27 protein-coding genes are annotated in these 25,185 nt (G+C 45.3%); 15 read left to right on the forward strand and 12 right to left on the reverse strand.

The genetic code is table 11. The features are described 5' to 3' along the window. Positions 1-144: 144 nt before the first annotated feature. Genes argH through argC form a run of 5 tightly spaced genes read right to left on the reverse strand, consistent with a single transcriptional unit; the run spans position 145 to position 6,135 of the window. Positions 145-2,127, reverse strand: coding sequence for an argininosuccinate lyase (gene argH / locus AABA75_RS18970; RefSeq protein ID WP_338294300.1), 1,983 nt, complete (start codon positions 2,125-2,127; stop codon positions 145-147). A 19-nt stretch (positions 2,128-2,146) separates the two neighbouring features. Then, positions 2,147-3,358, reverse strand: coding sequence for an argininosuccinate synthase (locus tag AABA75_RS18975; protein ID WP_338294301.1), 1,212 nt, complete (start codon positions 3,356-3,358; stop codon positions 2,147-2,149). A 10-nt stretch (positions 3,359-3,368) separates the two neighbouring features. Continuing rightward, entirely contained in the window at positions 3,369-4,283 is a 915-nt protein-coding gene (locus tag AABA75_RS18980; RefSeq protein ID WP_338294302.1) for an ornithine carbamoyltransferase, read from the reverse strand. Then, on the reverse strand, positions 4,280-5,104 hold the full coding sequence (argB, locus tag AABA75_RS18985) for an acetylglutamate kinase (protein ID WP_338294303.1): 825 nt from the start codon (positions 5,102-5,104) through the stop codon (positions 4,280-4,282). Before argB ends, AABA75_RS18980 begins: the two co-directional genes overlap by 4 nt. Beyond that, positions 5,104-6,135, reverse strand: a complete 1,032-nt coding sequence (gene argC / locus AABA75_RS18990) for an N-acetyl-gamma-glutamyl-phosphate reductase (RefSeq protein ID WP_338294890.1) — start codon at positions 6,133-6,135, stop codon at positions 5,104-5,106. The genes argB and argC overlap by 1 nt, the downstream gene beginning before the upstream one ends. A 577-nt stretch (positions 6,136-6,712) precedes the next feature. On the opposite strand from argC, the gene AABA75_RS18995 reads away from it, so the two are divergent. From AABA75_RS18995 to AABA75_RS19010, 4 genes are all read left to right on the forward strand, one after another. Further along, positions 6,713-7,711: a Kelch repeat-containing protein gene (locus AABA75_RS18995; RefSeq protein ID WP_338294304.1), complete on the forward strand. Its 999-nt coding sequence runs from the start codon at positions 6,713-6,715 to the stop codon at positions 7,709-7,711. Between the two features lie 5 nt (positions 7,712-7,716). Next, positions 7,717-8,862 carry a GGDEF domain-containing protein gene (locus AABA75_RS19000; RefSeq protein ID WP_338294305.1) on the forward strand — a complete coding sequence of 382 codons (1,146 nt, stop codon included), beginning with the start codon at positions 7,717-7,719 and terminating at the stop codon, positions 8,860-8,862. 2 nt (positions 8,863-8,864) lie between these two features. Next, complete coding sequence (locus AABA75_RS19005; protein ID WP_338294306.1) at positions 8,865-9,287, forward strand: methylglyoxal synthase; 423 nt, start codon at positions 8,865-8,867, stop codon at positions 9,285-9,287. A 160-nt stretch (positions 9,288-9,447) separates the two neighbouring features. Continuing rightward, complete coding sequence (locus AABA75_RS19010) at positions 9,448-10,002, forward strand: DUF3016 domain-containing protein (protein WP_338294307.1); 555 nt, start codon at positions 9,448-9,450, stop codon at positions 10,000-10,002. 45 nt (positions 10,003-10,047) lie between these two features. On the opposite strand, the gene AABA75_RS19015 is transcribed toward AABA75_RS19010, so the two are convergent. Beyond that, positions 10,048-11,109, reverse strand: coding sequence for an alpha/beta hydrolase (locus AABA75_RS19015; RefSeq protein WP_338294308.1), 1,062 nt, complete (start codon positions 11,107-11,109; stop codon positions 10,048-10,050). Positions 11,110-11,200: 91 nt separating this feature from the next. Between AABA75_RS19015 and AABA75_RS19020 the strand changes: the two genes are divergently transcribed. The 3 genes from AABA75_RS19020 (at position 11,201) to AABA75_RS21445 (ending at position 12,078) form a co-directional block, all read left to right on the forward strand. Further along, entirely contained in the window at positions 11,201-11,389 is a 189-nt protein-coding gene (locus AABA75_RS19020; RefSeq protein ID WP_338294309.1) for a hypothetical protein, read from the forward strand. Positions 11,390-11,558: 169 nt separating this feature from the next. After that, positions 11,559-11,789 (forward strand): type II toxin-antitoxin system CcdA family antitoxin, encoded by a 231-nt coding sequence (locus AABA75_RS19025; RefSeq protein ID WP_338294310.1) that lies wholly within the window; start codon positions 11,559-11,561, stop codon positions 11,787-11,789. Next, positions 11,782-12,078 carry a CcdB family protein gene (locus AABA75_RS21445; protein ID WP_425325588.1) on the forward strand — a complete coding sequence of 99 codons (297 nt, stop codon included), beginning with the start codon at positions 11,782-11,784 and terminating at the stop codon, positions 12,076-12,078. Before AABA75_RS19025 ends, AABA75_RS21445 begins: the two co-directional genes overlap by 8 nt. 8 nt (positions 12,079-12,086) lie before the next feature. On the opposite strand, the gene AABA75_RS19030 is transcribed toward AABA75_RS21445, so the two are convergent. The 3 genes from AABA75_RS19030 to AABA75_RS19040 all read right to left on the reverse strand — a co-directional run bounded on the left by AABA75_RS19030 (position 12,087) and on the right by AABA75_RS19040 (position 13,795). Continuing rightward, positions 12,087-12,752: a hypothetical protein gene (locus tag AABA75_RS19030; RefSeq protein WP_338294311.1), complete on the reverse strand. Its 666-nt coding sequence runs from the start codon at positions 12,750-12,752 to the stop codon at positions 12,087-12,089. Between the two features lie 164 nt (positions 12,753-12,916). Then, entirely contained in the window at positions 12,917-13,381 is a 465-nt protein-coding gene (locus AABA75_RS19035; protein ID WP_338294312.1) for a hypothetical protein, read from the reverse strand. Positions 13,382-13,477: 96 nt separating this feature from the next. Next, positions 13,478-13,795 (reverse strand): hypothetical protein, encoded by a 318-nt coding sequence (locus tag AABA75_RS19040; protein ID WP_338294313.1) that lies wholly within the window; start codon positions 13,793-13,795, stop codon positions 13,478-13,480. A gap of 177 nt (positions 13,796-13,972) precedes the next feature. Here AABA75_RS19040 and AABA75_RS19045 point away from each other — a divergent pair, with 177 nt between their 5' ends. After that, on the forward strand, positions 13,973-14,161 hold the full coding sequence (locus AABA75_RS19045) for a hypothetical protein (protein WP_338294314.1): 189 nt from the start codon (positions 13,973-13,975) through the stop codon (positions 14,159-14,161). Between the two features lie 7 nt (positions 14,162-14,168). Here AABA75_RS19045 and epmB read toward each other — a convergent pair whose 3' ends face one another. Then, a complete protein-coding gene (gene epmB / locus AABA75_RS19050) occupies positions 14,169-15,194 on the reverse strand; it encodes an EF-P beta-lysylation protein EpmB (RefSeq protein ID WP_338294315.1) in 1,026 nt (341 codons plus the stop codon). Positions 15,195-15,237: 43 nt separating this feature from the next. Between epmB and efp the strand changes: the two genes are divergently transcribed. Genes efp through AABA75_RS19065 form a run of 3 tightly spaced genes read left to right on the forward strand, consistent with a single transcriptional unit; the run spans position 15,238 to position 17,930 of the window. Then, positions 15,238-15,807 (forward strand): elongation factor P, encoded by a 570-nt coding sequence (efp, locus tag AABA75_RS19055; protein ID WP_338294316.1) that lies wholly within the window; start codon positions 15,238-15,240, stop codon positions 15,805-15,807. A gap of 57 nt (positions 15,808-15,864) precedes the next feature. Then, positions 15,865-16,830 carry an elongation factor P--(R)-beta-lysine ligase gene (epmA, locus tag AABA75_RS19060; RefSeq protein WP_338294317.1) on the forward strand — a complete coding sequence of 322 codons (966 nt, stop codon included), beginning with the start codon at positions 15,865-15,867 and terminating at the stop codon, positions 16,828-16,830. Between the two features lie 26 nt (positions 16,831-16,856). After that, positions 16,857-17,930, forward strand: a complete 1,074-nt coding sequence (locus tag AABA75_RS19065) for a hypothetical protein (protein WP_338294318.1) — start codon at positions 16,857-16,859, stop codon at positions 17,928-17,930. A 70-nt stretch (positions 17,931-18,000) separates the two neighbouring features. Here the strand turns inward: AABA75_RS19065 and AABA75_RS19070 are convergent, their stop codons facing one another. Both AABA75_RS19070 and AABA75_RS19075 read right to left on the reverse strand, forming a co-directional pair. Beyond that, positions 18,001-18,480 carry a hypothetical protein gene (locus tag AABA75_RS19070; RefSeq protein WP_338294319.1) on the reverse strand — a complete coding sequence of 160 codons (480 nt, stop codon included), beginning with the start codon at positions 18,478-18,480 and terminating at the stop codon, positions 18,001-18,003. Between the two features lie 9 nt (positions 18,481-18,489). After that, positions 18,490-20,115: an LruC domain-containing protein gene (locus tag AABA75_RS19075; RefSeq protein WP_338294320.1), complete on the reverse strand. Its 1,626-nt coding sequence runs from the start codon at positions 20,113-20,115 to the stop codon at positions 18,490-18,492. Positions 20,116-20,386: 271 nt separating this feature from the next. Here AABA75_RS19075 and AABA75_RS19080 point away from each other — a divergent pair, with 271 nt between their 5' ends. The 4 genes from AABA75_RS19080 (at position 20,387) to AABA75_RS19095 (ending at position 25,182) form a co-directional block, all read left to right on the forward strand. Beyond that, the gene (locus AABA75_RS19080) at positions 20,387-21,139 is read left to right on the forward strand and encodes a hypothetical protein (protein WP_338294321.1); all 753 of its coding nucleotides are present in this window, start codon (positions 20,387-20,389) and stop codon (positions 21,137-21,139) included. Between the two features lie 205 nt (positions 21,140-21,344). After that, positions 21,345-22,628 carry a WecB/TagA/CpsF family glycosyltransferase gene (locus AABA75_RS19085; protein WP_338294322.1) on the forward strand — a complete coding sequence of 428 codons (1,284 nt, stop codon included), beginning with the start codon at positions 21,345-21,347 and terminating at the stop codon, positions 22,626-22,628. A gap of 4 nt (positions 22,629-22,632) precedes the next feature. Then, on the forward strand, positions 22,633-23,322 hold the full coding sequence (locus AABA75_RS19090) for a sugar transferase (RefSeq protein ID WP_338294323.1): 690 nt from the start codon (positions 22,633-22,635) through the stop codon (positions 23,320-23,322). A 646-nt stretch (positions 23,323-23,968) separates the two neighbouring features. Then, positions 23,969-25,182 (forward strand): IS3 family transposase gene (locus AABA75_RS19095; protein ID WP_338291436.1). Its coding sequence is split into 2 segments (ribosomal slippage): positions 23,969-24,305 and positions 24,305-25,182, totalling 1,215 coding nucleotides; the frame shifts between segments, so codons are not numbered across the junction. Positions 25,183-25,185: the final 3 nt, after the last annotated feature.

Consider the following 25,185-nt stretch of genomic DNA (forward strand, 5'->3'; position numbering starts at 1 on the left):
GAGGATGATCCCTACTTCCAGTCCCTTGTTTTTAAGAATCTGGAAGGTGCTAATAAATATGTTAATTAGTTGTAACTTAACACTATAAGACAAATAAAAAAGCCGCAAGAAATTGCGGCTTCGAATCGACAATAGGTTATTTTATTAACCCACCGAGACCTTTGCAATCAACTGACTCTGTAATTGTTCCGGTCCGGGTAGTCCAACCAGATACTCCATAGCCACCTCATCACAGGCGTGCTTTTTAGGACAGATATCACAGTCTTTGATGACCTTTTCAGGTAATCCCCCCATATCGGTCGTAACAAAACCTAACTTGGCAAAAAAGTCTGGCACGCGAGTCAGTACAATAACCCGCTTTAATTCAATATGACGAGCCTGTTCCAGCAAATACTGGATCATGGCTTTACCTTGGCCTTTACCCTGAATATCCGATTGCACACCTACTGAGCGAATTTCAGCAAGCCCGGTTTGGTAAATATAAAGACAGGCACAGCCGATAACTTTGCCATCCAGTTCAGCCACCACAAAGTTTTGGATGTCGTGCACTATGTTGTCGCGGCTTCGAGGTAAGGTTTCCCCCTTGTCAGACCAAAAACTAACAATATTCTCAATGGCATCTACGTCGGTCATTTTTGCCTGACGTACACTTAACGCAGCGGCTTTTTGGGCGTTAAGTCGCTGCTGAACATGGCGCAGGGCTATTTGAATTTGTGGCTCAGAAGGACTGCCCATTACCTGGCTTGGGAAGATGTCAGCCAGATCTCGTCGGGAAGTGTCCAGTGCCAGTTCCACTTGCTCTCGGGATGTCCCACCTAAGACCTGGCGCTTATCAAGACAAGACTCAATAGTGAGGTATTGATAAACATCCTCACCAATTAATGAGGAATACACTTGTAGTTCAGCTAAGGTAAACTCTTCCAGCGCTTTGCCTTCGGAGATGGCTTTGAGTACCACTTCACCAACAATGTGGTGGGCTTCTCTGAAGGGTATTTGCTTGCTCACCAGGTAATCAGCTAATTCTGTGGCATTGGCGTAGCCTTGCTGTGCTGCTGCCAAGGTAGCACTGCTATTCACCTTGATCCCTTCGGCCACTAATACACCCATTTGCAAACAAAGTTGCCAGCTATCCATGGCATCAAACAGACCTTCTTTGTCTTCCTGCATGTCTTTATTGTAGGCCAAAGGCAGCGCCTTCATGGTGGTTAGCATACCGCTTAACGAACCGTACACCCGCCCCGTTTTGCCCCGGATCAGCTCCAGCGCATCCGGGTTTTTCTTTTGTGGCATCAATGAAGAGCCAGACGTCACCTGATCGCTTAATTCAATAAACCCGGCCTCGCCACTATTGTAGAAGATAAGATCCTCGGCAAAGCGCGATAAGTGCATCATGCTAATGCTGGCACAGGACATCAGCTCAATGACGTGATCTCTGTCTGACACGGCATCTAAGCTATTCAAGGTGGGTCTGCGAAAACCCAGATCACTGGCCAGAGCGTGTCTATCTATAGGATAGGCGGTGCCAGCAAGCGCACCTGAACCCAGCGGAGAGGTGTCTGCTCGATAAAGGGCATCGTTGAGCCGCCCGATATCCCGGTCAAACATTTCCACGTAGGCCAAACACCAATGACCAAAGGTGACTGGTTGTGCCCGTTGCAAATGGGTATATCCCGGAAGTACCGTTCCTTTCTCACGCTGCGCCAGATCCATCAACGCCTGCTGCAGACTCACAAGTGCCAGCGACAGCTCCTCACCTTTGGCTTTACACCAAAGCTTGAGATCTGTGGCCACCTGGTCGTTACGACTGCGACCCGTATGTAACTTTTTACCTAAATCACCCACAGCCTGGATCAGCTTCTGCTCAACCCAACTATGGATATCTTCGGCATCCGAAGTGAGAATCTGTTGCGGGTCTTTCTCTACCTCTTCAGACAGAGTCAATAGCGCTGTTTGCAGTGCCTGCTGTTCATCGGAACTTAACACCCCCACCTGCTCCAGCGCTTTAGACCAGCAGATTGACCCTTGGATATCCTGCTCCACCAGACGATAGTCCACAGGCAAAGAGTCATTAAATTTTTTAAACAATTCACTAGGTTGTTGTTTGAACCTACCGCCCCATAGCGCCATAACGTTTCCTCAATATGCCTTATTGCTTCGCCTGCATTGCCTTAATTCTGCTGGCAAGACTATATAATCGAATAAATCCTTCCGCATGCTTTTGATCGTATACATCATCCGCACCAAAGGTAGCAAAATCCTCTGAATAAAGACTATTCACCGAGGCTTTTTGGATCACAGTGGCGTTACCTTTGTAAAGTTTAATGACCACATCACCGGTAATTTGTTGCGCAAATGCCTGCGCTCCCGCCAACAATGCCTGACATAGTGGTGTGAACCAGCGACCGTCATACAGTACATGAGAAAACTCAAGCCCTAAGCTCTCTCTGTGTTTTAACGAGTGTTTATCTAATACCAAAGTTTCGATGGCTTTATACCCTTTGTAAATAAGCGTGCCGCCGGGGGTTTCATAACAACCTCTGGATTTCATGCCCACCAGTCTATTCTCTACGATATCAATACGGCCAACACCGTGAGCCGCGGCGATACCATTGAGTTTTTCCAAAGCTTGCAAAGGCGACAGAAGTTCACCATTAACATGAGTGATCATGCCTTCCTGAAAACTCAATTGCACGGTTTCCGGCGCATCCGGCGCATCTTCCGGATCAACGGTCATGGTCCAAACTTGTTTAGAAGGCTCACACCAAGGGTCTTCTAATTCTCCGCCCTCGTGAGAAATATGCCAGGCGTTAGCGTCTCTACTGTAAATTTTTGTAGCAGAAGCGGTGGTTTTGATATTGCGCGTTGCCAGATAATCCAGCAGGTCTTCACGAGACACCATGTCCCACTCACGCCAAGGGGCAATCACTTTTAAATCGGGGGCAAGGGCAGCAAACGCACCTTCAAAACGCACTTGATCGTTGCCTTTACCGGTACAACCGTGACACAAGGCATCCGCACCGACTTTACGGGCTACTTCCACTTGCGCTTTGGCGATAACTGGTCTGGCCATGGAGGTTCCCAGTAGGTATTCGCCCTCGTACACAGCCCCGGTTTGAATCGTTGGGAAAATATAGTCTTTAACAAACTCTTCCTTTAAATCAACGATGTAACACTCACTGGCACCCGAAGCGATGGCTTTTTCGTGCAGGCCTTCCAGCTCTTCTTCACCCTGTCCAACGTCTGCGGCAAAGGCCACCACGTCACAATCATAGTTTTCTTTGAGCCAAGGGATAATGGCAGACGTATCCAGGCCACCTGAATAAGCTAGTACTACTTTTTTAACGTTTTGCTCTGACATCTCAGATCTCCTATTTATCTGCCAAAAGCCACAGTAATATGGCGTTTTGAGCGTGCATACGGTTTTCAGCTTGAAGCAGTAATAGTGACTGCTCACCATCAACAACTTCAGTGGTAATTTCTAAATCTCTGTGGGCAGGCTGACAATGCATCGCCCACTTAGCGCCAGCGCTGTGCATCAGCTCACTATTGAGCTGAAACGGCTGAAACTGGCTTTTAATCTGTTCCAGCGGTGTGCTATCTCCCATTGAGATCCAAGTATCGGTATAAAGCACATCAACATCTTTCAGGCTGCTGACATCTTGAGTCAATACAATGTTACTGCCGCTGGTTTTCGCTTGATGTTGACACCATTGGGTAATATCGTCATCTGGCTCATATCCTGATGGTGTCGCAATTGTTAAGTTTACGCCCAAGATAGCCCCTACAATCATCAAGGAATGACAGACATTATTACCATCGCCTAGATAGGCCAGGTGTACCTGGGTTAAATCAGCGAACTTTTCTTTCAGTGCCAGATAATCAGCCAGCGCCTGGCAGGGATGGTAGAGATCGCACAGTGCGTTGATAACCGGCACATGAGTATTGTCCGCCAAAGTCGTTAAGGTACTGTGCTTGAATACCCGCGCGACGATCGCGTCTGCCCAACAGCCTAGATTACCCGCCATATCTTTACCCGACTCACGGCCAGCCAAGTTGTCACCCGCCATGTCCAGATATAAAAAGTGGCCACCTAGCTTATTAATACCAATGTCAAAGCTCACTCGAGTGCGCAGAGACGGTTTTTCAAACAATCCCACCACTGATTTACCAGCCAATGCCGAGCTGTATTTGCCCGGATAGGTTTTAATATCCAAAGCAGTATCCAGTAAGGTGTTGATATCTGCTTGTGTCCAATGGGTAAAAGTTAACAGGTCTTGTTTCACAACGAGGTTCCTTTTGAGCTGTCAGCTTGAAGATTCGGCACGATACAGGTGCCACAGGACTGCCCCTTGAGCAGGGCGAGCATTTGTTCAGGTGTTTTCCAGGAACTGATAAACACCGATTTTTGGGTTTGATTGGCTGTCGCTAGTGCTGAATTCACTTTCACCACCATGCCGCCTTGAATAACATTTTGTTCAGTTAGACTGGATATTTGAGCACTGTCCAGCTGGCTGATTAACTGTTTATCCTGGTCTAATACCCCGGCGACATCGGATAACAGCAGCAGCTCTGCTGATAATAGCTGCGCTACCACCGCGGCGGCATCATCGGCATTTACGTTTAATAAGTTACCGACTTCGTCGCAGGCAATGGAAGCGACCACAGGTAAATAATCGCCGTTGCTTAGCATGGTGAGTAAGTTACTGTCGGCCGGGCTTACTTTGCCCACTGAACCAAACCGAGGCTCTGTAATTTGTGCCTTGCACATGCCGCCATCCAATAGAGTAAGCCCCACCGGGTTTAAACCTGCTACTTTAGCCTGTGCACAGATTTCACTATTAACTGTGCCAGCCAATGCGCCGACGACATAGGGAATATGAGCTTTCGGGGTAACCCGCACACCATCAATTTTTTCGCTGCTAAAGTCCAAAGCCTCCAATAAGGCTTGTGTGGTGTCACCACCACCATGCACCAGCACCACTGCATAGCGCGTTTGCAATTGCTGCAACACTTGCAGCACTGATTGCAGAGCCGCGCCATCTTTTAGAAGTGCGCCTCCGACTTTCGCCACCAACCAGGATTTACCGATAGTATTCGCCATCATCAGCTCCCCAGTAAACCTGTGGTATCGGGTAAGCCCAGCATCAGATTTGCACATTGCATCGCTTGAGACGCGGCCCCTTTAAGTAAATTGTCGATGGCACTGCTGACCACAATATAATGATTTTGCTCAGAATATTGCCAATGCAAATGGCATTTAGGGGAATGCACCACCTGATCCAATTTCGGCCACTGCTGCACCAGATTGACAAGCTCAGTACCATCGTAAGCACTGTGAAAAGCGTTATCGATAGCCTGTTGGCTGGCCTCAGCGGTGAGCTTTAAGGTAATAGTTGCCAAAATACCCCGTTTAAAATTGCCCAGGTGCGGGTTGAAAATCACCTGGTTATCCAAATAACTGGCGATTTCGGGTTGATGACGATGGCTCAGCACGCCGTAAGCTTGCAAACTGACTTCACACAGGCTGTTGGTCATGGTGGCTTTTCTACCTGCACCACTTACACCTGATGTGGCATTGATCACAGGTAAAACCGATGAATCAATCAAACCGGCTGCCTGTAGGGGTTTTAAAGCCAACAATGAAGCCGTTGGATAACAACCGGGAACAGCGATGAGTTGTGCTTGTTTAATTTCATCGGCATACCATTCTGCCAGGCCATAAACAGCACCGTCTAATAAGCTTTGTTGGTTATGGGCAAAGCCATAATTTTGCGCAAAAACTTGGGTCTCTTTTAATCTAAAGGCGCCAGATAAATCCAGCACTTTTGCGCCATATTGTAATAATTTAGGACAAATATCGTGGCTGAACTCATGGGGAGTGGCCAGAAAGATAATGTCGCTATTTTTCGCTACCTGCTCCAACTGCTCTGCTGTGAGCGCAGTGAGTTTCAGTTCATCACTGGTAAACGGTGTTTGATAAAAACGATTGTCCAGTTGCCACAAACCTTTATCGGCATCCTGACTGTGCTCGGAAACATAAACACCCTGCAATTGCATAACTGGATGCTTGTCCACCAGCAATGCTAATTCCATACCTGTATACCCACTGGCGCCCAACAATGACACATTCATTATGTTTTTCTCTTTTTAAAGATTAATAAGGATAGATAAAAAAAATGAGTGGTTGTTGCAGAGCAAGCAACCACTATGTTCTATCGTCGCAAAATGAAGTATGCGACCAGAGTAATGGCAGGGAGTAAATTGGTTAAAGGTTTCAGTAAAACTTTCATGTCCGTTAAAAAATCAAATTCGGGGTCAGCTTCTTGTTAAAGGAGAATGTGCCACACAAAATATATTTATGCAACATTTTTGCATTTTTATTTATTTTAAATTTTTATTACAAACGGGCAAAAATTCATAAACCGCACTTTACATTATAATTATCAGTAGCTTACATAAAAAACACCTTGTTTCAACAAATTGCATAATGGTTTATTACCCATTCATGAAAAATAAGGAGTTTAAGCAGAACAAGACATTTGTACGATTAAGCGCTAGGGTAATTCTACATTTGGATTCATCTACATCTGTACTTGTGAAAATTACCTACTTTAGCCAAACGCTTCTGCTTGTATTAACAATAATCCTATCTGTTCATGCCCTCAGTGAACCATTACCCGATTTACCTGAGCCTGTATCCAACAATGCAGTGGTGACAGTCGACACCGAGTCAGGCAGCTGGTTTATCACTTTTATGGGCCTGGCTGAAGGTAAGGATTGGCAGGATGTGCACAATAAAGTGTGGGCGCTCAAATCTGGCGATACTCGTTGGCAGGAAAAAACGCCCGTGCCCGCCACATTGCCATTAAAAGGCCGCCTGGCCAGTATCGCTGTAGCGCTTAATGGTAAGGCCTGGCTATTCGGTGGCTACACAGTTGCCGAAGATCACAGCGAAATCTCCAGTCCCGACAACTACAGCTACGATGTACTCACTGATAACTACACCAAACTGAAAGACATGCCGGTGCCTGTGGATGATGCCGTCGCGGTTACCTATCAAAATCGCTACATTTATCTTATTAGTGGCTGGCACAATGACGGCAACGTGAATCTGGTGCAGATTTACGACACCAAAACCGATAGTTGGCAACAAGGTTCTCCTTATCCGGGTGCGCCGGTATTTGGTCATGCAGGTGGCATATTGGATGATCAAATATTGGTTTGCGATGGAGTCAAAGTAGTGCCGCAGCGCGCTAAAAGAAGAACCTTTGCCCCAGAATCGGCTTGTTACAAAGGTATCATCAATCCAAGTCACATCAACAAGATTGACTGGCAAATTGTCGCTCACCCAACCGGAAAGTCTCGCTATCGCATGGCAGCGAAAGGAGTTAAAACCCCATCCTTGGAAGGTGTGCTGTTTATCGGCGGCAGCGATAACCCCTACAACTACAATGGTGTGGGCTATAACGGCGAACCATCCGAACCTGATGAAATGATCTGGTTTTATCATTTCGATGAAAAACGTTGGCAACTGCTAGCCAACGACGACCCCACAATGGATCACCGTGGACTACTGGAATATGAAGCAGGCTTCTACATCATTGCGGGTATGGGGAAAAACCAACAGGTACTTAATCGAATAACTCACTTTAATAAGCAGCAATTGCTGACTACTATTAGTGAAAACAAAAATAACTTGGGACAAGAATAACGGCAATGAAGCCTGCAACAGATACCAATGAGCTAGAACTGGATTTCCAGCGCCGGGCGGATTTCGACTTTATCAAGCGGGCGCTGCCGGGGGTATATTTGTATTTATTTGCCTGGCCGGTGATATTTCTCTCTACCGGCTTCTCGCAAAAACACCCGGATGAAAGCATTCTATTTGGGGCGCTCTTTACCGTGGTTTGTCTGTTGCGGCTGGTGCATGGCAAAGCCACTGCCAAGCATTACGAACAGCACTACCACGTCTGGAATATCAGCCTGACTACCCTGTGTCTGACTCACGCAGGCACCTGGGGCGCACTATTTTATCTGGTCAATTTTGTACCTCATTACGCGGAATTATCCATATTAGTCAACCTGGTCACAGCCGGCATAGCCAGTGCTTCAGTGCAAAGTTTGATCACTAAATTCAAACTGACTTGTTGGTATATTTCCTTTCTGCTATTGCCTCTTTGTACCGGTACTCTGCTTACTGGTGAGCAATTTCAATTGTGCTTTATCGTTTTCATGTTCTGGCTATACCTGCTGCTGGTGGGAAGACGCTATCGACGGGAATATGAACGGGCATTTCGCATTGAAAAAACCCTGTCAGAAAAGCAAATTGAATTGCATCGGTTGAACCGTACCGATCCTTTAACCCAAGCCCACAACCGGCGCTATTTCAACGAACAGATAGATTTTTACTGGCAACATTGCGCAGAACAACGGACCCATCTCAATCTGGTGATGCTAGATATCGATCACTTCAAACGCATCAATGATGAATTTGGTCATCCAACTGGCGACCAGTGCTTAAAACATTTTGTCTCTGTTATTTCTAACCTGACAGCCGGTAATTCAGCTGAGTTATTTCGTTATGGTGGTGAAGAGTTTGCCGTGTTATTACCGAACGCGGATCCAGAAAAAGCGACTTTTTTTGCCGAACTGGCCAGAGATACACTGGAAAAATCACCACTAATATTGAAGCAAGATAGTATTAATATGACCCTAAGCGCCGGAGTCTGTAGCGTCATTCCCGAGGCCTTTAAGTCCCAGGAATTATTGGTGGAACTGGCGGATCAGGCTCTATATAGTGCCAAAAGTGCCGGACGTAATTGTGTTCAGGCAAAACAATACGTAACAGACAAACTCAATTAAGGATGACGCCTGTGAGTACCCAGAAAAACATTGCCTTGGTGGCTCATGATCATATGAAACCCGCACTGCTCAACTGGGCAGAAAAGCACAAACAAGAACTGGCGCAACACAAACTGGTGGGCACAGGGACTACCGGAGGCCTGGTGGCAGAAAAGCTCAACTTACCAGTAACCCGCTTTAAAAGTGGTCCACTGGGCGGCGATCAGCAAATCGGTGCCTTAATCGCAGAGCAAAAACTAGATCTGTTAGTGTTCTTTTGGGATCCCCTCAATCCCGCACCTCACGACCCCGATGTAAAAGCGCTACTGCGACTGTGCTCGGTATGGAATGTGCCAGTAGCCTGTAGCGAGGCCACTGCCGATCTCATTATCACCTCTACCTTGTTTAACGACCCAGACTATCAGCGCTTTATCCCCAGTTACTGAGTTTCAGAATCTTTACACTCAGGTTACAAAATTTTACCTTGACTGGCATCGAGATAAACTATAATTAAAAAATACTGACACGTTTTTTGCGTTGAAACGTTCTATATAGGTATAACAAGCAAACCAGGCTTGTTTGGCGATACTGAATTGGAGAGTAACGATGAAAAAATTCCTACTGGCCACCATAACCACCGCCTTGTTCATCAGCACTAACAGCCATGCTGACGAACAAGAAAATCTGGATAGAGTCGATGAATCCGAACGCGTAGCTGTTACCTGGGTAAACCCGAAAGAATATACCGACGTCAAACCTGCCAATGGTATTCGCTCTCGCTTTCGCAACCGAACCCTGGAAACGCTGCATGAATACATGGACGAACTGGCCGCTGATTTACCCGAAGGACAGAAGCTCACTTTCAACGTCACCGACCTGGATTTGGCAGGTCGAGTCTGGCCAGGCAGTTTTGTTGGCTTTGACACCACAGGTGATGTAAGGCTAATCAAACGCGTTGAAATCCCGCGTATGGATTTCAGCTATGAACTGTTAGATAGCGATGGTAGCGTGCTTAAATCCGGCACCGAAGAACTCAAGGATATGGCCTTTATGGATGGTATATCCACAGCAAGGCGCGATGACCCGCTTAAATACGAGAAAAATATGCTGCGCGACTGGTTCAGAAAAGAGTTTAAGCAGGAACTACTAGCCAGTAATTAAGGCGCTAATAACACATTGTGAAAGCGGGACATAAGTTCCGCTTTTTTATTGGCTGTTTCTGTTGGCTGTTTTCATTCGATATTTCGCAACCATAGATTGAATTACTGAATCGACTTTCTCTGGTGATTGGAATTGAATATAATGACGCGTGTTTTTAAACGTCAACAGCTCTGCATCGGAAGACCAGTTAGCTTTGTCCTGATGCATTCGAGTTTGTTCTTTAAATATGCTTTCCAGGCTTTCTCTACTCAAAGCAATCTTTTTTAACTCAGAATCTGAAATCGCTGAAATATCGAGATGAGCATCGATTGCAATGAGCGGAATATCACCGATATATTTATTAAGTCCAAGTTGATGCAATATATCAGTAAGCGCCTTGACCTCAGACTGGAGAGCTAAAAACGATTTAGGTCGGAAGCCTTCGATTATTTTATGTTCGGTCGCAGACCAATCAACTTCAGGTTCATGATGCTCAGTATATTTTGAAGTAATTCTTAATAGTCCTAAATTCTTCAAAATTGGCTCAGACCAAATTAAAAGGTTGTCTTCAAGATCTTCGACCCATTCAGCAGAGAAGTGACCGTCAAGATTACTTTCGAGATCTGGATGCGAAGAATCAATAAGAATGATCCCTGCAACGAGAGATGGGTATTTGTTAGCAAATAAAGTTGCATACGCTCCACCTAACGAATGTCCAACCAACAGGTATGGGGCAGATTCACCAGAGGCATCAAGAAGTGAACTTAATTCATCAATAACTCGATTGCTAAACTCTTGATTTAATAATCGAGGCTCACTCCACATAATACCGGACCTATCATATGCGCAAGCACGAGTGTACATACCTACTCTGCTAAGAACTCTGTTCCACGACATACTTCCATAACTATCCATTCCAGACTCAAAAATAACTGTTGGACTTCCTGTACCAGTACAATGGATATGCATTTTGTGGTCGCCAATATCAACAACTTTCCCCGGTGCAGGGAACTTCTTTCGAAGGCTATTGCTGGATATCTGCTCGTAAATAACTCCGACTAAGATCAAAATGGTGGCTATTGGAAGAAGCAGTTTTGCACTGAATAGTCTATTCATTTTTTGAAGCACGGCAGTTTCATTTCCAATGATATATGAACATTATCGCGACACGCATAATAAAATCTACAAATACTGCTCTGCTGTATAGTTCGGAGACCATATGAATCTTGCCCATGTGCGAGATAAAGTGAAACTGAAGAGCCCCCCTGAGAGAGGGACAACAGGGATGTTGTCTCAGGCAATGCTGGCGCAGGGACGCACCATCATTGCCGGTATTTCAGGTTCTTCAGTTGCGGCTTATGTTGTCTCGCGCCTTGGGCAAAAGGGGGTTTCAGGGGATCGCCCCTGAGAAACAAGTACATCACTATACTGGAGTTAATGAATCGCAGGTTGTTAATTAAGGAATTTACCGGGACTCCCATCATATGACCTATACATACCGAGACTACAATTCATTTGTGATGCGCATTAATTACGCGCATAATTGGTAACAGGCGTGTCAACAATAACAGATCCCCATGCGACAAAAAGTTTCTTGCAATACAACAATCAATCGCAATCTTTTGAATGAAGCAAAAAGCCTTGATATCAAACTGTCAGAAGTGTTTGAGAATGCCTTGTCGCATGCCGTGGCAGAAAAACGAAAAGAACGTTGGCTGTCCCAAAACTCTGATGCAATTACTCAACATAACGATGAAATCAAAAAGTCAGGTACATTTTCAGAAATGATTGGGCAGTTAGATGATTAAGCAATTCACAGTCTGCGCTTATTCGTCATCACTTGTGGTTGTGCTCACAAACACTGTTTTCAATGACGTCGAAAGTATCTTAATTGCACCAATCAAATCCTCTGGAAGCAGACAGTTGGTTCAGGACTTACAAATACCCTGTAACATAGATAACCAACACTACTTTGTTGATTTATTGGACATAGCAACAGTTTCGAAACGATTTCTCAAAGCCAAGAAAAATTCAGACCTGTCTCACCTTAGAGATCCCATCAAAGCAGGCATAGATCTTTTGATTGATGGATTTTAGCTTACATGTCACTGTTCTTGTTTGCTTACAAGTGTTTCCAATTCCTCTTCCATTTTTTCGATCGCATCAATCCAAAAAGGGACATCAAAAGGATTTCCTTCAGGCTTTTCCTGATATGAAAAGTGGTTATGATTTGGGGTCAGCATTGCCCAAAATTGAGATTCAAACTCTTCACTATGAAATTCCAGGTTGCCCTTTTTCTTTTCAATTTCAAAAAAGGCCAGCCGGGCATCAGCGGACTCCAGGCCTGCCTGTTGGAATACGATACCACCACCGTAAGTTTCATATAGGGATTTATTGATCTTCCAGTTCTTAACAAAACCGTTGGCCATATCATTCATGAATTTATCCATGTGAATATCATCTTTGGCTTCTACTTCTTTTTGCCATTGCTGTTGCATTTCTACGAGTATTTTCTTTTGCTTTAACTCTTCAGAAGAAAGGGAACGTGTAGCTTCAATCTTCATTAACTCAGCTAATTTCAACTCGTCTTTTTTGCGATGTATTTCTTTGGAAAGTTTTCCAAATGCCTTGAATTGTGATAACTCTTCCTCAGAGGGCAGCAATTTATTTTGCTCTGCATAATGATTTAAAAGCGTTCCAAAGATCTGCTTGTTCGCCTCTTTTTCACTGGTCGTTACAACCTGCTGCTCAAGCACAGTCGCATAATGCACTTGCTCTTGGGCGAAGATGGAAAAAGACAAAAACAGAAAAAATAAAACGGCAAGAGGTCGCATAGAATCAAATCCTTTTGTATGGCTGCATCAAATATGACTATAACTCAGCCAAGACTAAACACTCAACTTTAACGAGTACTTTTTCACCCTCCAAAAAGAGATTACAAAAGACTTTGAATGGAGCGATACACTTCAGCGGCGCGTTCTGCAGGAATATTGTTTTTCTGGGCACTGCCCTCGCTGCTGGCCACCCGCACGAAACCTGAGTTGTCGGTCTCAGATTCTGTTTCCTGATCATCATTATCGCTTTGCGATTCTTCTCTGGCTTGTGCCAGGCGCTCACTCAGTGACTGCTGGTTAGCTTCATTCTGTTGCAGAATACGGGCTTGAGGAGAAAGCTCCACCTCAGGCTGATTAGCCTGACCAATACCAAAGGCGTTAACGGGCTGCTCCGCGAGGTTATCTTGCTGAAACCCAGCATTGAGCGCGGAGCTTTGAGAAGAGTTTAAAGAAGGTGCACGCGAGGAATTACCGATACCAAACGTATCAGTATTAAGCAAATCGCTGGCTGTCGTGGTACGACGAAAACCCGCGTTCAAAATGTTGGTTGTAGTGGAAATTTCCATAACAACACCAATTACCTGTAACTACCCCTCACAGATAATTATGGTACTTTTTGCTTAAAAAACAAGCTTTATACGGCAGTCGACAGCCTTAACTCGTTAACTTTCAGCCAAAACACCTTTAAATTGCGCCAAAGTCACGAACAACGACTCCATTTTCTTTACCACTGCCGATAACGCAGCGGTTTTATCGGCCTCTGCGCCCATGGCTTGCATATCACTGATGTCATTGCTCAGTTCGGCGATATAAGGGGCAAATCGCTCACTAGTTACTGTAAATCCGGCGTCTGCTGGAAATATGGCTTTGTGTTTTGCTTTGCCTTGACTGCTTAGTTGATCAAGCGCACTGTCGGCATCTACAGCCCGGCGATACAAGACCTGCAGATTTTCATTTAACTTCTCTAATACTGCGTCCATTAAAATACCTGAAAATTTTTTCCAAAAAAATGTCTAAAGGATAGTCAACTTTTGCCGATACCCTATCGAAGGCGGGCAATTCTGCCTGCTTTTTAATCCGGCGACAAGGCTATCAGCTTAACTACCCCTCAAATTGTAAAGCGGGTGCCGAGACGTCACAACTATTAGGAACTAGGTATGGAAATTTCAGGAAACTCTGGAAACTCCGGTGTGTCTTCGCTAGAACTCAAGGGCTTGCAGCTGTCGAAAGACCAGCAGGAAGCAGAGGGCGCGCAGACACTTCAGCTGCTGGACTCAGCCGCTGGCGTACCGAGTGGCCCATCAGGTGATGTGGCAAAAGGCGGAAATATTGATACTTTCGCTTAATGCAACATCATGGATGAAGCCGTAAATCCATAGGCGTTTTGCCAGGCTGGCCACCAATCTCTCGGACGAGTTTGGGAACCAGATATCCTGGCTGGCGCTTTATCACTTCTGCCACGATCTGGCGTGCGCGGTCATCGCTCACGTTGAAGTGACTGGCTCCCTCTACTTTATCCAACATATGCAAATAATAAGGTAACACGTCTGCTTCAAAGAGCTTTTCATGCAGCTCAATAAGCGCATCGGCATTGTCGTTTATCCCTTTGAGCAGCACCGATTGATTGAGCAAGGTCACCCCGGAGCTGTGTAATAGCTGTAGTTTTTGGTTGAGTGGGTCATCAATTTCATTGGCGTGATTAATATGCACCACCATCACCGGCTTCAATCTGGTTTGAGTAAACCATTCAAGTAATTCCGGTGTAATGCGATTGGGTATCACCACGGGTAAACGGGTGTGAATACGCAAGGTTTTGACATGCTCAATGGCTTCGAGTTGTTTTGTCATCCACAGCAGGAAATCGTCTTTGGCCATCAAGGGATCGCCACCAGAGTAGATCACCTCATTAATCGCCTTGTCCGCAGCGATATAGTCAAATACGGGCAGCCAATCTTGCTTGCGTAAGGCATTGTCCTGATAGGGAAAATGCCGCCTGAAGCAATAGCGGCAATTCACTGCGCAGCCGCCTTTTACCACCAGCAATACCCGGCTTTGGTACTTGTGTAAAAGGCCCGCGTTCTCGTTATTCTGTTCCAGCAAAGGATCAGCAGTAAAACCGGGGGCGGCCCCGAACTCCTGTGCATCAGGAAATACCTGTAGCAGCAAAGGGTCCACGCGGTTGCCTTTCTCCATTCTGGAGACAAAAGCTTGTGGCACAATCATTGGAAATAGCTTGCGCGCCTCGATGTCTTTTTGGTATTTGTCAGTATCCAGATCCAGTGTTTTTAACAAAGATTCAGGAGATTTGTACGCTGTCGCTAACTCTTTTTGCCAGTGACTCTCTACAGTGAGTGGTTTTTCCGGTATTATCTGCGCCAATTATATGCTACCCAATGAAATAGTAAGAATTTAAGAGGAATTTATGGCTAATTTCAGCACCAATGAATTCAAATCGGGCTTAAAAATAATGCTCGATGGCGAACCTTGCAACATTTTAGAGAATGAATATGTAAAACCGGGCAAAGGCCAGGCGTTTAATCGCGTTAAAATCCGTAAGCTTATTTCTGGAAAAGTGCTGGAAAAAACGTTTCGCTCTGGCGAATCAGTGGAAGGCGCTGACGTTATGGATCACGACCTGGCTTACCTCTACAGCGATGGTGAATTCTGGCACTTCATGAACAATGATACGTTCGAGCAGTTAGCTGCAGATGACAAAGCCGTAGGCGACAACGTTAAGTGGTTGGTAGAAAATGATATTTGTACCTTAACGCTGTGGAATGGTTCTCCAATCGCTGTAACGCCGCCAAACTTTGTAGAGCTGGAAATCACTGAAACCGACCCAGGCCTGAAAGGTGATACCGCCGGTACCGGTGGTAAACCCGCTACTTTGAGCACAGGTGCAGTCGTACGCGTACCTTTGTTCGTACAAACTGGCGAAGTGATCAAAGTTGACACTCGCACCGGTGAGTACGTTTCTCGCGTTCAAAAATAATCGCCTGATGAATCTTAAAAGCCCACTTAATGTGGGCTTTTTCGTCTTTGGAATCTCATGAACTGGCAACCCGGAACCGAATTAGCTACCCTGCAGGCTCGTGCCAAACTAAATGCCTATATCCGGCATTTTTTTGCACAGCGCAATGTACTGGAAGTGGAAACACCGCTACTGGCGACGGCCGGTGTGACCGATCCCCATCTGGTGAATTTCAGTACCGACATGCTCCTGCCCGGCGGACAATCTGCTCAGAAACTGTATCTGCAAACCTCTCCAGAATATGCCATGAAGCGTCTGTTATGCGCTGGTAGCGGCAGTATTTATCAGATTTGCAAAGCATTTCGCAACGAAGAGCAAGGGCGGTTTCACAATCCAGAATTTACTATGTTGGAGTGGTATCGTGAGGGTTTTGACCACTGGCAGCTGATGCAGGAGATGCAGGACTTATTGCACCCACTTTTTGAAAGTGGAAAATTTCAACAGCTCAGCTACCAACAGGCCTTCCAACAGTTCCTGAACTTTGATCCTTTAGCAGATTGCGATAAAACATTAGCAACCGCTTGCATCGCGCACGGTTTCGACAATTTCGCTACGCTAGATACCCCCAGAGATACGCAATTACAATTGTTGTTCAGTCATGTTATCGAGCCACAGATTGCTCAGGAAACACCCTGTTTTATTTACCACTTTCCCGCCTCGCAAGCGGCCTTGGCTAAGATATCGCCTCAAGACAGTCGGGTAGCGGAACGTTTTGAGCTGTATTACAAAGGATTCGAACTGGCAAATGGCTTCCACGAATTATCCTCGCCTGAAGAACAAACCGAACGTTTCGCTCAAGACAACGCTCAGCGACGCGACATGGGAATTGCTGAAGCCCAGCATGATGAAAGATTTCTGGCGGCACTAAAGCAGGGTTTACCTGATTGCGCAGGTGTTGCTTTGGGATTAGACAGGGTTTTAATGCTGCTGCAAGACAAACAAGATATTGACGAGGTTATCAGTTTTAGTATTCGGCGGGCTTGAGAAAAGGAACTATCAAAAAGGATTTAATGATGCAGGTTGAACAAGAATTACTAGACAAGGTAGAAGCAAAACTAAATCGACAAAATGCTTTGAAAGCAGCCCTGCTGGTTCCTTTTTGGTGTTTGCCGCTACTCGTGACCTGGTATTGGGTTTTCCACAACTATGGTAAAGCCGTACCGATGTTTTTGCTTGCCAGCGGCATCATTATCGGTTTGGCAATAAGGTTTCATGGGCGAGGCTTTATAGGTACATTTTCCTTAATCGCATTAATAGCACATTTATTATTGGTGGCCGCAGCAACGCTTTCTGGACTGCTATTGGGTAAAGGCGAAACCATCTGGGCAGTAATACTGCTTGGTCTATATATTGGCGGTGCATGGTTGGCGTCATTTTTAGCCCGAATTCAAATTCCATTTCTGGAGCAAAGAGCGTATTTTCTGCTTGCTGAAAAAACACAGCACCCAAGCGCAAAACGATGGCGCAACAAGTGGTTTTTGGCCCTCCCAAGCATGTGTATTTTAAGTGCTTCCCTGTTATTCATTACTATGATCGGCCTGTATTCACTTGATGAATACAATCGAGGACTTGCACCTTATGTAGCAGAGCAAAAAGCACAAGATACCCTGCAAAAACGAGCCATTAATGTCACACCAGCCAGTCTCGATAAATTATCAACAAAAGAGGCACTACGACATGTTTACGCCTACAGTGGTGGTGAGCTAATCAGTGCTAGTGGTCATTTTATTCATACCTATCCACTCTCCAATTATAAAGCGCAAACCATACTGAAATATTTGATTGAACATCGAGACAACGTAAGAGCTAAGTTTCTACTGGGACTCTTGACTGAGAAAGAGCATGGGCAAGCACTGATTGAAGAAGCGGCTGATGCTGGGGATATCTATGCCAAAATCCACTTAGCGGCGCAATTCGCGTGTTACGACAAACCAGAGATTGCCCGTGACCTGCTAAACCGGTTGAGAAAAACAACAAGGGAAACTCACCCTCGAGGTAGAATTAACCGGATCTTGTCTATTGGTTTTGGGCAATTTTGTGCAGAAAAAGATTATTCACCTGTCTCTATCGAGTACGTGCTCTGACCATAACTCTTCGCCATACTTACAAACAAAAAAGCCCGCCATAGGCGGGCTACCCCAGGTGCCACCAGTATCAAAGACTGAGTACAATCCTTTCCTGGCCTTTGTAGGTGATGTCTTTGACATTATTGTGCGAGAGCGTGAGTTTCTCTATCTGAAGGTCGCGATAATGAGCGGGGATCTCAATCTCACGTTGCACTGCGCCATTGCTATCGGTGCGCAGCACGGTCAGCAAAGTCACTTTCAGGGGCCGTTTTACACCCTGCAACATTTTGGGATTTTCCACTGCATATACTTTGAGTAACACGCCAGCTTCCGGTTGTTTTAAATCGTTAGTCACTGTGACATCCAACATCACTTTCTGCGATGTTTTATAGTCAAAATCAGCACTCACCATAAGTTCTTTGGAGCTTCCAGCCTTGTTAGTAGTTTGTGATTTTGCAGCGAGGGTTGGTTGCAGCACTTCCGCTTTTGCTTGCGCATGCTGCATCACAGCGCTCAACGCTAAAGAGCCAGTTAATAACAGTGAAAGCATTGGTTTTTGAGTTTTCATAACAGACTCCTATTGAAACACATGAGTTTGACGACCGGGCACCAGGTACCAATCTGGCTTGAGCAGCCCTGATGACTCTACCCAATCTTGGTAGTCAGGATAGGCCCACAGAACGTCTATGTACTCACGAGGGTATTGCCAATCGCTGTTGAGCTTTAATCCCCAAGGCAAGTTTTGCGCATTTTTGTAATAGCGCTGCTGGGCTGGGTCGGAATCATCGGCGTGGGTGCCGAACAAGTAGGGATCAGCCAGGTCAGTTGGACCGTAACCTGCGAAATGGATTTCGTGGCCGCGTTTATTGCTGCGGAAGATAAAAAAATCCAAATCAGCGTGCAGGAGTTGACTTAAATCTTCGTGGAAATCTACCTCAAAACTAAAGGGCACAGGAGGGAACTTCTCACAGTGCAGGTGAGTGTTGAAGTGAGAACATTGGCCGCTACTTTCACCGGTCTGCGTGTATAAAGTGGAGTTACGCCATAGCTGAATAACTGCGTCAGTCTGATAGTCTTCGGTAAATTTGTCGAACCGCTCACCAGCAATACTCAAGCTCGCCGATTTAACTGCGTCTGGCGCTACATCCATTAAACGCAGTGCAAACCCGTTAGCATTAGACGCCCCTCTGGCATCGATAAAGCCGCTGATTTTTAGTCCAGAAATCCCGCCTTGTGCACTGTAAATGGTTTGCAAACGCTCACGAATAACCAGGTCGTTCATGTCGTAATCACCCAGTTTGGGCCAATTGTCTTCATAAGCTAAAGTTACCCAGTCCTGCTGACTAGGGTAGTAACTGCTGTAAGCCTTGCGATAATCATTGGGAAACTCGTCTTGCTCATCAGCGACACCATCTGCATCACTATCATTGACTTTGGGCATTGTCACCAATGTATCTTTTTGAATGGCAGTACTTGGTGTAGCTTTCACGCTAAATACAGCATCATTGAAGTCATTGTCCCCCCAAGTGCGTGGTAAATCCTCAAACCCCATAATGACCTCCTGTACTTCTTCATCATAAAGTAATACCACGTGCTGACGCAGTTCGGCAGTGTGTTCAGGATTGAGATCGCTGAGGGAGTAGTAGTAAGGAATGCGGTTATCTTTCACCCCAGTCCACCATGAATAACCATTGGCGGCGATGAAAAAGCCGATTGTGGTGCCCGCGGTAAATTCACCAATATTCACTCGATGGCCCGTTGCCATGTGTGGATAAGAGAGGTTAGGAAACACAATAGTCACGTCCACATCCTCTTTTCTGGTGGGCGGATTACCCGTGGGATAGCTGAAGAAGCCGAAGGCATTTTTGTACCCGGCTCCTTCATGCAAGAAGGTTACATAAACCTCGGCTGTTTCAGTCAAGGTGATAGTCGAGCCGGTGTCATCAGTTAAAAACGCTTCGTTTATTTTGGACTCTGGTAGTGCGTTGTTAATACGTTGAAAAAAATCAGCAGAGTATTCTTCTCGTGCCCAAATCATGTTCTGTGGTTTTCCGGTGTTTTGGTTGTAACCCACTGGCCAGTTTTGCCCAGACAAGAATTGCCACTGATAAACCCCATTAATCATTTCTGAGGCACGTGGCATCGATGTAATCAGCGATCCCAACATCATGGTGGCGATAAACATAGCGGTAGATTTTCGCATTTCTGTTTCTCCAGTTATTTTCTGTCATGACTAGAGCGAGGACCATGCCAAACCTGAATAAACAATAAAATTCAATGGCTTATGTATTTTTAGAGAAAACTTCTAGAGAGAATTTTTGCATTTCGCATTGCAAATCGAGGATTTTTCGCAAAATGGCGAGACTTTTCTCTGCTCAAAAAGTGCCAGTACCCGCCAAAAGCTAATAAAACGTACCTGGCCCGTTTCGTGCGTAATAGAGCAAACACAGTGATAAATTCGGAGTTACGGCAACATGCAACATGCCACCGAACAAAAGAACATGATGGTGTTTTCTATCGCCCTTAATGGCTATCAGTGGTTGTATCGCCACTGTATCAATAGCCATCGCGAATACGCAGACAGAATTAATGCTGAGTACGTTTGCGTGTCTCGCCCCAGATTTACGTCGATGGGCATTGAATGCTGTTGGTTGAAGCTACTCCTTCTCAGAGAGGCATTAAATAAGGGATACCAATGGGTCTTGTTTATTGATGCCGACGCCTACGTACAACAAGAAGCTCCCGATATCCGTTTACACGCAGACGAAGCGAAAAGTATCTATATGGCAAATGGAAAGACAGGTCGGTTTAACTCGGGTGTTATTTTGTTACGCAACGGGAAACCAGCAAAACAATTCATCGATGAGGTGATTGCATCAAAAGGACAACCCTTAGCCAAAGCACATCAAGTGGGCTGGGGCGAAAATGGTTATATTATTCAAGCCGCCGCTGCAAATCCTCATGTCGCCAGATTACCACTTCAGTGGAATAATACCTGGCAACCGGACCTGGCTGATCATATCCGACACTTTAATCACGGTGTGATGCGCAACCAAAATCCACACTACCAGTTTTACAACCTGATACACCGGTATCTGGCCAAATTTACCAGAGCCATGAACACACTACGCTCAAGTGTTGATAACTTGTCATCTCACAATGATGTTGAATCAACCCTGTTAAAGCTCTTTACCCGCACACAAAAAGTCTATCCGCAATTTTTCTGATAACAATCGAAAACTCCACTGCCAATGTTTTTCAAAATAAAAATGCAAATTGAAAAAGAGATCGAAAAAAGCATTGCAATTTGCAAATCAACAATAACAAAAAAACAACATTTACCTTAATTTTCAATCACTTAAAAACTGGCACAGCTTAAGCAATATCTTTTTCAAGCTCACCACATAATGAAGTTTGAACAGGAGAATGGTCATGAGCAACACTCACTCTCAAAGCAGACACAACACAAATCAGGTCAGTCTGTTGCTACGTGCTACAGAATGCAGTTTTTCGATGCTGGTGCTTGTATTGGTTTCACCTCTAATGGCCATCAATGCATTATTGGCCGTCTTGCGCGGCGAAAACGTCACCAAAGAACAGCATAAAATTGATGCACTTGGCCGCCGCGTGACATTCAAACACTTCAATTGCGGCGTATTAAAATCTAGTCCGGTACTTTGGCAGGTGTTAAAAGGCGACTTACACTTCTGTGGCGCGACTTGTGAGCACAGAGTCAGCAACGACACACTATCTCGACTTGACTCAAAAAAGCTGCCTTCTGGGCTTGTTAGTTTACATGCCTTACACAGCCGTAGTGGCCTGGCAATTAGCTGTCCCGATAGCCTTTATCAAAAGCAAGCGGCCATGAGTTCTCTAAAACTGACTGGATTGCTGGTGCGCTTTGCTTTCAACGCTGTATTCTATCGCAGCGATGAGTTGGCAAGCCCGGCTCGACTACCTCTGTACGGTTTAAACATCAACAATACCCAGATGGAAAAAGCGATTGCCTGGTTCACCGACGGTACGTTTTTCCGCGGTATCAAGCGCAGTAGCTTAAATCTGCAGCGTCCCAAAATCAGTTTCTTTGTTAATGCTAACTCTGTGAACCTGGCACAGCGCAACCCGGAATTCAAAGCCGCCCTGAAAAAAGCCGACTGTTTGTTTGGCGATGGCTCAGGCATCCGCGTCGCTGCTCGCTCTCGTCAATTGAAATTGCTAGACAACATTAATGGTACCGACGTGTTACCGCTTTTGTGTAAAGCCATGCAACAACAAAACAAACGTCTGTTTTTACTTGGCGCCAAACCCGGCATCGCACAAAAGATGGCAGACAATATGAAAAAACTGTTCCCCGAGCTGGAAATCAGCGGTGTGCAACACGGTTATTTCGCCCCGTCTCAAAACAACGACATCATCCAGCATATCAACAGCAGTAAAACAGATGTGTTGTTGGTGGCGCAAGGCTCACCGCTACAAGAAACCTGGGTGATTGATAACGCCGCCAAATTAGATTGCGAATCCGTTTTAGCTGTTGGCGGACTATTCGACTTTTATTCCGGAGAGATCACACGTGCCCCCATGTGGATGCGTGAAACCGGGCTGGAATGGGTATGGCGCTTAATGCAAGAACCCGTTACTAAATTTAACCGCTACGTCATTGGCGTACCGGAGTTCATGTTTCGTACTTTCGTTTTAAAACAAGCTAATCAGGAGTAACACTATGAATAATTTAGCTTTAAATCGTATGGTTGCCATGCTGTTCATGGTGCCACAAAATGTAACTCAACAATCCAAAGCAGCGCGTTTCGGTCACAAAGGCATACCCGTGATTTTACAACAATCAGCCGCAGCCTTAGGTTTACTGGTAATATCGCCGTTACTGCTGCTGACCATGTTGTTTATCCGCATGGAAAGCCAGGGCCCGGTATTTTTCACCCAAGTTCGGGTGGGCGAAAACGGTCGCCGTTTCCATTGTTATAAGTTCCGTTCAATGTACTTAAAAACCGATCCAAAATATCGCGAGCCTGAGCCGAGTGATAGCGACCGTGAAGGGGTGTGTAAGAAGTACTATAACGATCCACGCATTACCCGCGTAGGCAAGTTCATTCGTAAATACAGCATCGATGAACTGCCACAACTACTTAATGTCTTAAAAGGTGACATGATGCTAATTGGCCCACGCCCCCATCTGACCACTGAGTATGACAATTACGACCGCAATATCATGCCTCGTTTATACTGCAAACCCGGTTTAACAGGCTTATGGCAAGTTAACGGCCGAGCCGACACGGATTTTGAGCAGCAGTTGCAGTTCGATAAAGATTACATTCAGCAACAAAGCATCTGGCTGGATATTAAAATCCTGCTGGCTACCGTTCCGGCCGTATTGGGAGCCAAAGGCGCTTATTAACAGCGCCTTTTAGGTTTGAGTTTACTCGGACAGCGGTGCTGGGACCTACCTCCTTTTCCTTTGTCCGGCTAAAGCCGAACCTACACATTCTGTAGGTTCGGCTTTCGCCTCAGGGGTCCCTACAATTATTTAAATTTTTGTCTGTCCACTATCCATTGAAATTGAATTTATACTTATAAATTCATAGGGTTAATTAATTACAGTGCTTTTCCAATAAGTTGAGATACTCAGAATAAGTGTGCTAACGAAGTCTATTATTGTCGTTTCGTATAGAAGTGAATAAAACGCCCCATTTCACCTCATGAAGCGCCATTGAAAAACGTTAAGTGATTTTCCGGGATGAAAATCAAGTCATGCCTAAGCATGGACGCGCATCGTGACGACGGAAACTTGTAGTTTTTCAATGGATTAAGCGTAATGCGGGGAGCCTTTTTCTTTCGCATACGGTTTCTTTTTGGCAAAAAGACAAATTCATCGGGAATGAATTTGGACAGCTTTAGCTGTCTTCAGGGAAATACAAGGATGTATTTCACAAATGGTATGTGGACCAAAGGGATTTGGTTCAGAAAAGCCATGGATGGCGTTAATGTCTTTTTTTGCAGGGAGTGTCCCGTCCTGAAATGTGTTTACACATTTAGGACTTATTATGAGAAACCCAGATAAACAACGCGTTAAACGAACTCAACGTGATTACACCTTAGGCTTTAAATTGGCCGTTGTAGCGCAAGTCGAAAAAGGCGACTTCACCTACAAACAAGCTCAAAAGCACTTTGGCATTCAAGGCCGAAGTACAGTTCTCGTCTGGCTACGAAAGCATGGTAAGCTGGATTGGTCTGAGCCTTTGATGCATTCACTTATGTCTCAATCCAACGAAACACCCGCCCAAAAGATTAAGCGTTTAGAACGCGCATTAGCTGATGCTGAACTCAAAATTGATGTTCTGGAAGAGGTAGTAACCCGTGTTGATAACGAGTGTGGGAGTAACTACAGAAAAAAGTACTACGACAAGCTCTCTGGGCGGGAAAAGTTGAAAAACGAAGAAAGCTAGCTCGTTGTTGTCGCCTATTCGGATTTACACCTCAAGGGCTTTATCAGTGGGTTAAGCGGTTTAACGATAAGCAGCAGAGGCTAATGCCGGTTAAGGACATGGTGCTGTATTGGCGCCAGTACATGCCGCGGATTGGGACTCGAAAGCTCTACCAACTGATGAAACCAGAGCTTGATAAACTTGGCATTAAGTTGGGGCGTGATGGACTGTTTGATTATTTACGCGCAGAAGGCATGTTGGTTAAACCCAAACGTAGTTACACAAAAACAACCGACAGCCGTCACTGGATGAAAAAGCACCCGAATCTACTGAAGGACTATCAACCTCAACAGGCTGAGGATGTGCTTGTGAGTGATATTACCTACGTGAAGTCAGATGCGGGTACGCACTATTTATCATTAACAACGGATGCATATTCCCGAAAGATAATGGGGTATGAACTCAGCGATGAAATGAAAGCAACAGATGTGGTTAAGGCACTCAATATGAGTATCAAGCATAAGTACTATAACCATCCAATGATTCATCACTCAGACCGAGGAGTGCAATATTGCTCTGAGGAATATCAGGCTGTCCTGAGAAATCACAACATTACTCCATCTATGACCGATGGTTATGATTGCTATCAGAATGCCTTAGCAGAAAGAATCAATGGCATACTAAAGCAGGAGTTCTTGTTGCATCAGTGCAAGAATAGGCGGGAATTAAAGCAACTCGTGGATGAATCGATATACATCTACAATGAGATGAGGCCGCACTTGAGTTTGGGAATGAAAACACCTAACCAGGTGCATTACGAAAAAGGCCGATAGATA

This window comes from Planctobacterium marinum (assembly GCF_036322805.1).
GTDB classification, from domain to species: Bacteria; Pseudomonadota; Gammaproteobacteria; order Enterobacterales; family Alteromonadaceae; genus Planctobacterium; species Planctobacterium marinum_A.

What these genes read in the sequence shown, in the direction of transcription:
- AABA75_RS19000 (WP_338294305.1), top strand. Translation starts at nt 7,717, where the DNA reads ATGAAGCCTGCAACAGATACCAATGAGCTAGAACTGGATTTCCAGCGC.
- AABA75_RS19085 (WP_338294322.1), top strand. Translation starts at nt 21,345, where the DNA reads ATGAGCAACACTCACTCTCAAAGCAGACACAACACAAATCAGGTCAGT.
- AABA75_RS19045 (WP_338294314.1), top strand. Translation starts at nt 13,973, where the DNA reads ATGGAAATTTCAGGAAACTCTGGAAACTCCGGTGTGTCTTCGCTAGAA.
- AABA75_RS19080 (WP_338294321.1), top strand. Translation starts at nt 20,387, where the DNA reads ATGCAACATGCCACCGAACAAAAGAACATGATGGTGTTTTCTATCGCC.
- AABA75_RS19010 (WP_338294307.1), top strand. Translation starts at nt 9,448, where the DNA reads ATGAAAAAATTCCTACTGGCCACCATAACCACCGCCTTGTTCATCAGC.
- AABA75_RS19065 (WP_338294318.1), top strand. Translation starts at nt 16,857, where the DNA reads ATGATGCAGGTTGAACAAGAATTACTAGACAAGGTAGAAGCAAAACTA.
- AABA75_RS19025 (WP_338294310.1), top strand. Translation starts at nt 11,559, where the DNA reads ATGCGACAAAAAGTTTCTTGCAATACAACAATCAATCGCAATCTTTTG.
- AABA75_RS18975 (WP_338294301.1), bottom strand. Translation starts at nt 3,358, where the DNA reads ATGTCAGAGCAAAACGTTAAAAAAGTAGTACTAGCTTATTCAGGTGGC.
- AABA75_RS19005 (WP_338294306.1), top strand. Translation starts at nt 8,865, where the DNA reads ATGACGCCTGTGAGTACCCAGAAAAACATTGCCTTGGTGGCTCATGAT.
- AABA75_RS19020 (WP_338294309.1), top strand. Translation starts at nt 11,201, where the DNA reads ATGAATCTTGCCCATGTGCGAGATAAAGTGAAACTGAAGAGCCCCCCT.
- efp (WP_338294316.1), top strand. Translation starts at nt 15,238, where the DNA reads ATGGCTAATTTCAGCACCAATGAATTCAAATCGGGCTTAAAAATAATG.
- AABA75_RS19075 (WP_338294320.1), bottom strand. Translation starts at nt 20,115, where the DNA reads ATGCGAAAATCTACCGCTATGTTTATCGCCACCATGATGTTGGGATCG.
- AABA75_RS19040 (WP_338294313.1), bottom strand. Translation starts at nt 13,795, where the DNA reads ATGGACGCAGTATTAGAGAAGTTAAATGAAAATCTGCAGGTCTTGTAT.
- argB (WP_338294303.1), bottom strand. Translation starts at nt 5,104, where the DNA reads ATGATGGCGAATACTATCGGTAAATCCTGGTTGGTGGCGAAAGTCGGA.
- argH (WP_338294300.1), bottom strand. Translation starts at nt 2,127, where the DNA reads ATGGCGCTATGGGGCGGTAGGTTCAAACAACAACCTAGTGAATTGTTT.
- AABA75_RS19035 (WP_338294312.1), bottom strand. Translation starts at nt 13,381, where the DNA reads ATGGAAATTTCCACTACAACCAACATTTTGAACGCGGGTTTTCGTCGT.
- AABA75_RS19070 (WP_338294319.1), bottom strand. Translation starts at nt 18,480, where the DNA reads ATGAAAACTCAAAAACCAATGCTTTCACTGTTATTAACTGGCTCTTTA.
- AABA75_RS19090 (WP_338294323.1), top strand. Translation starts at nt 22,633, where the DNA reads ATGAATAATTTAGCTTTAAATCGTATGGTTGCCATGCTGTTCATGGTG.
- AABA75_RS21445 (WP_425325588.1), top strand. Translation starts at nt 11,782, where the DNA reads ATGATTAAGCAATTCACAGTCTGCGCTTATTCGTCATCACTTGTGGTT.
- epmA (WP_338294317.1), top strand. Translation starts at nt 15,865, where the DNA reads ATGAACTGGCAACCCGGAACCGAATTAGCTACCCTGCAGGCTCGTGCC.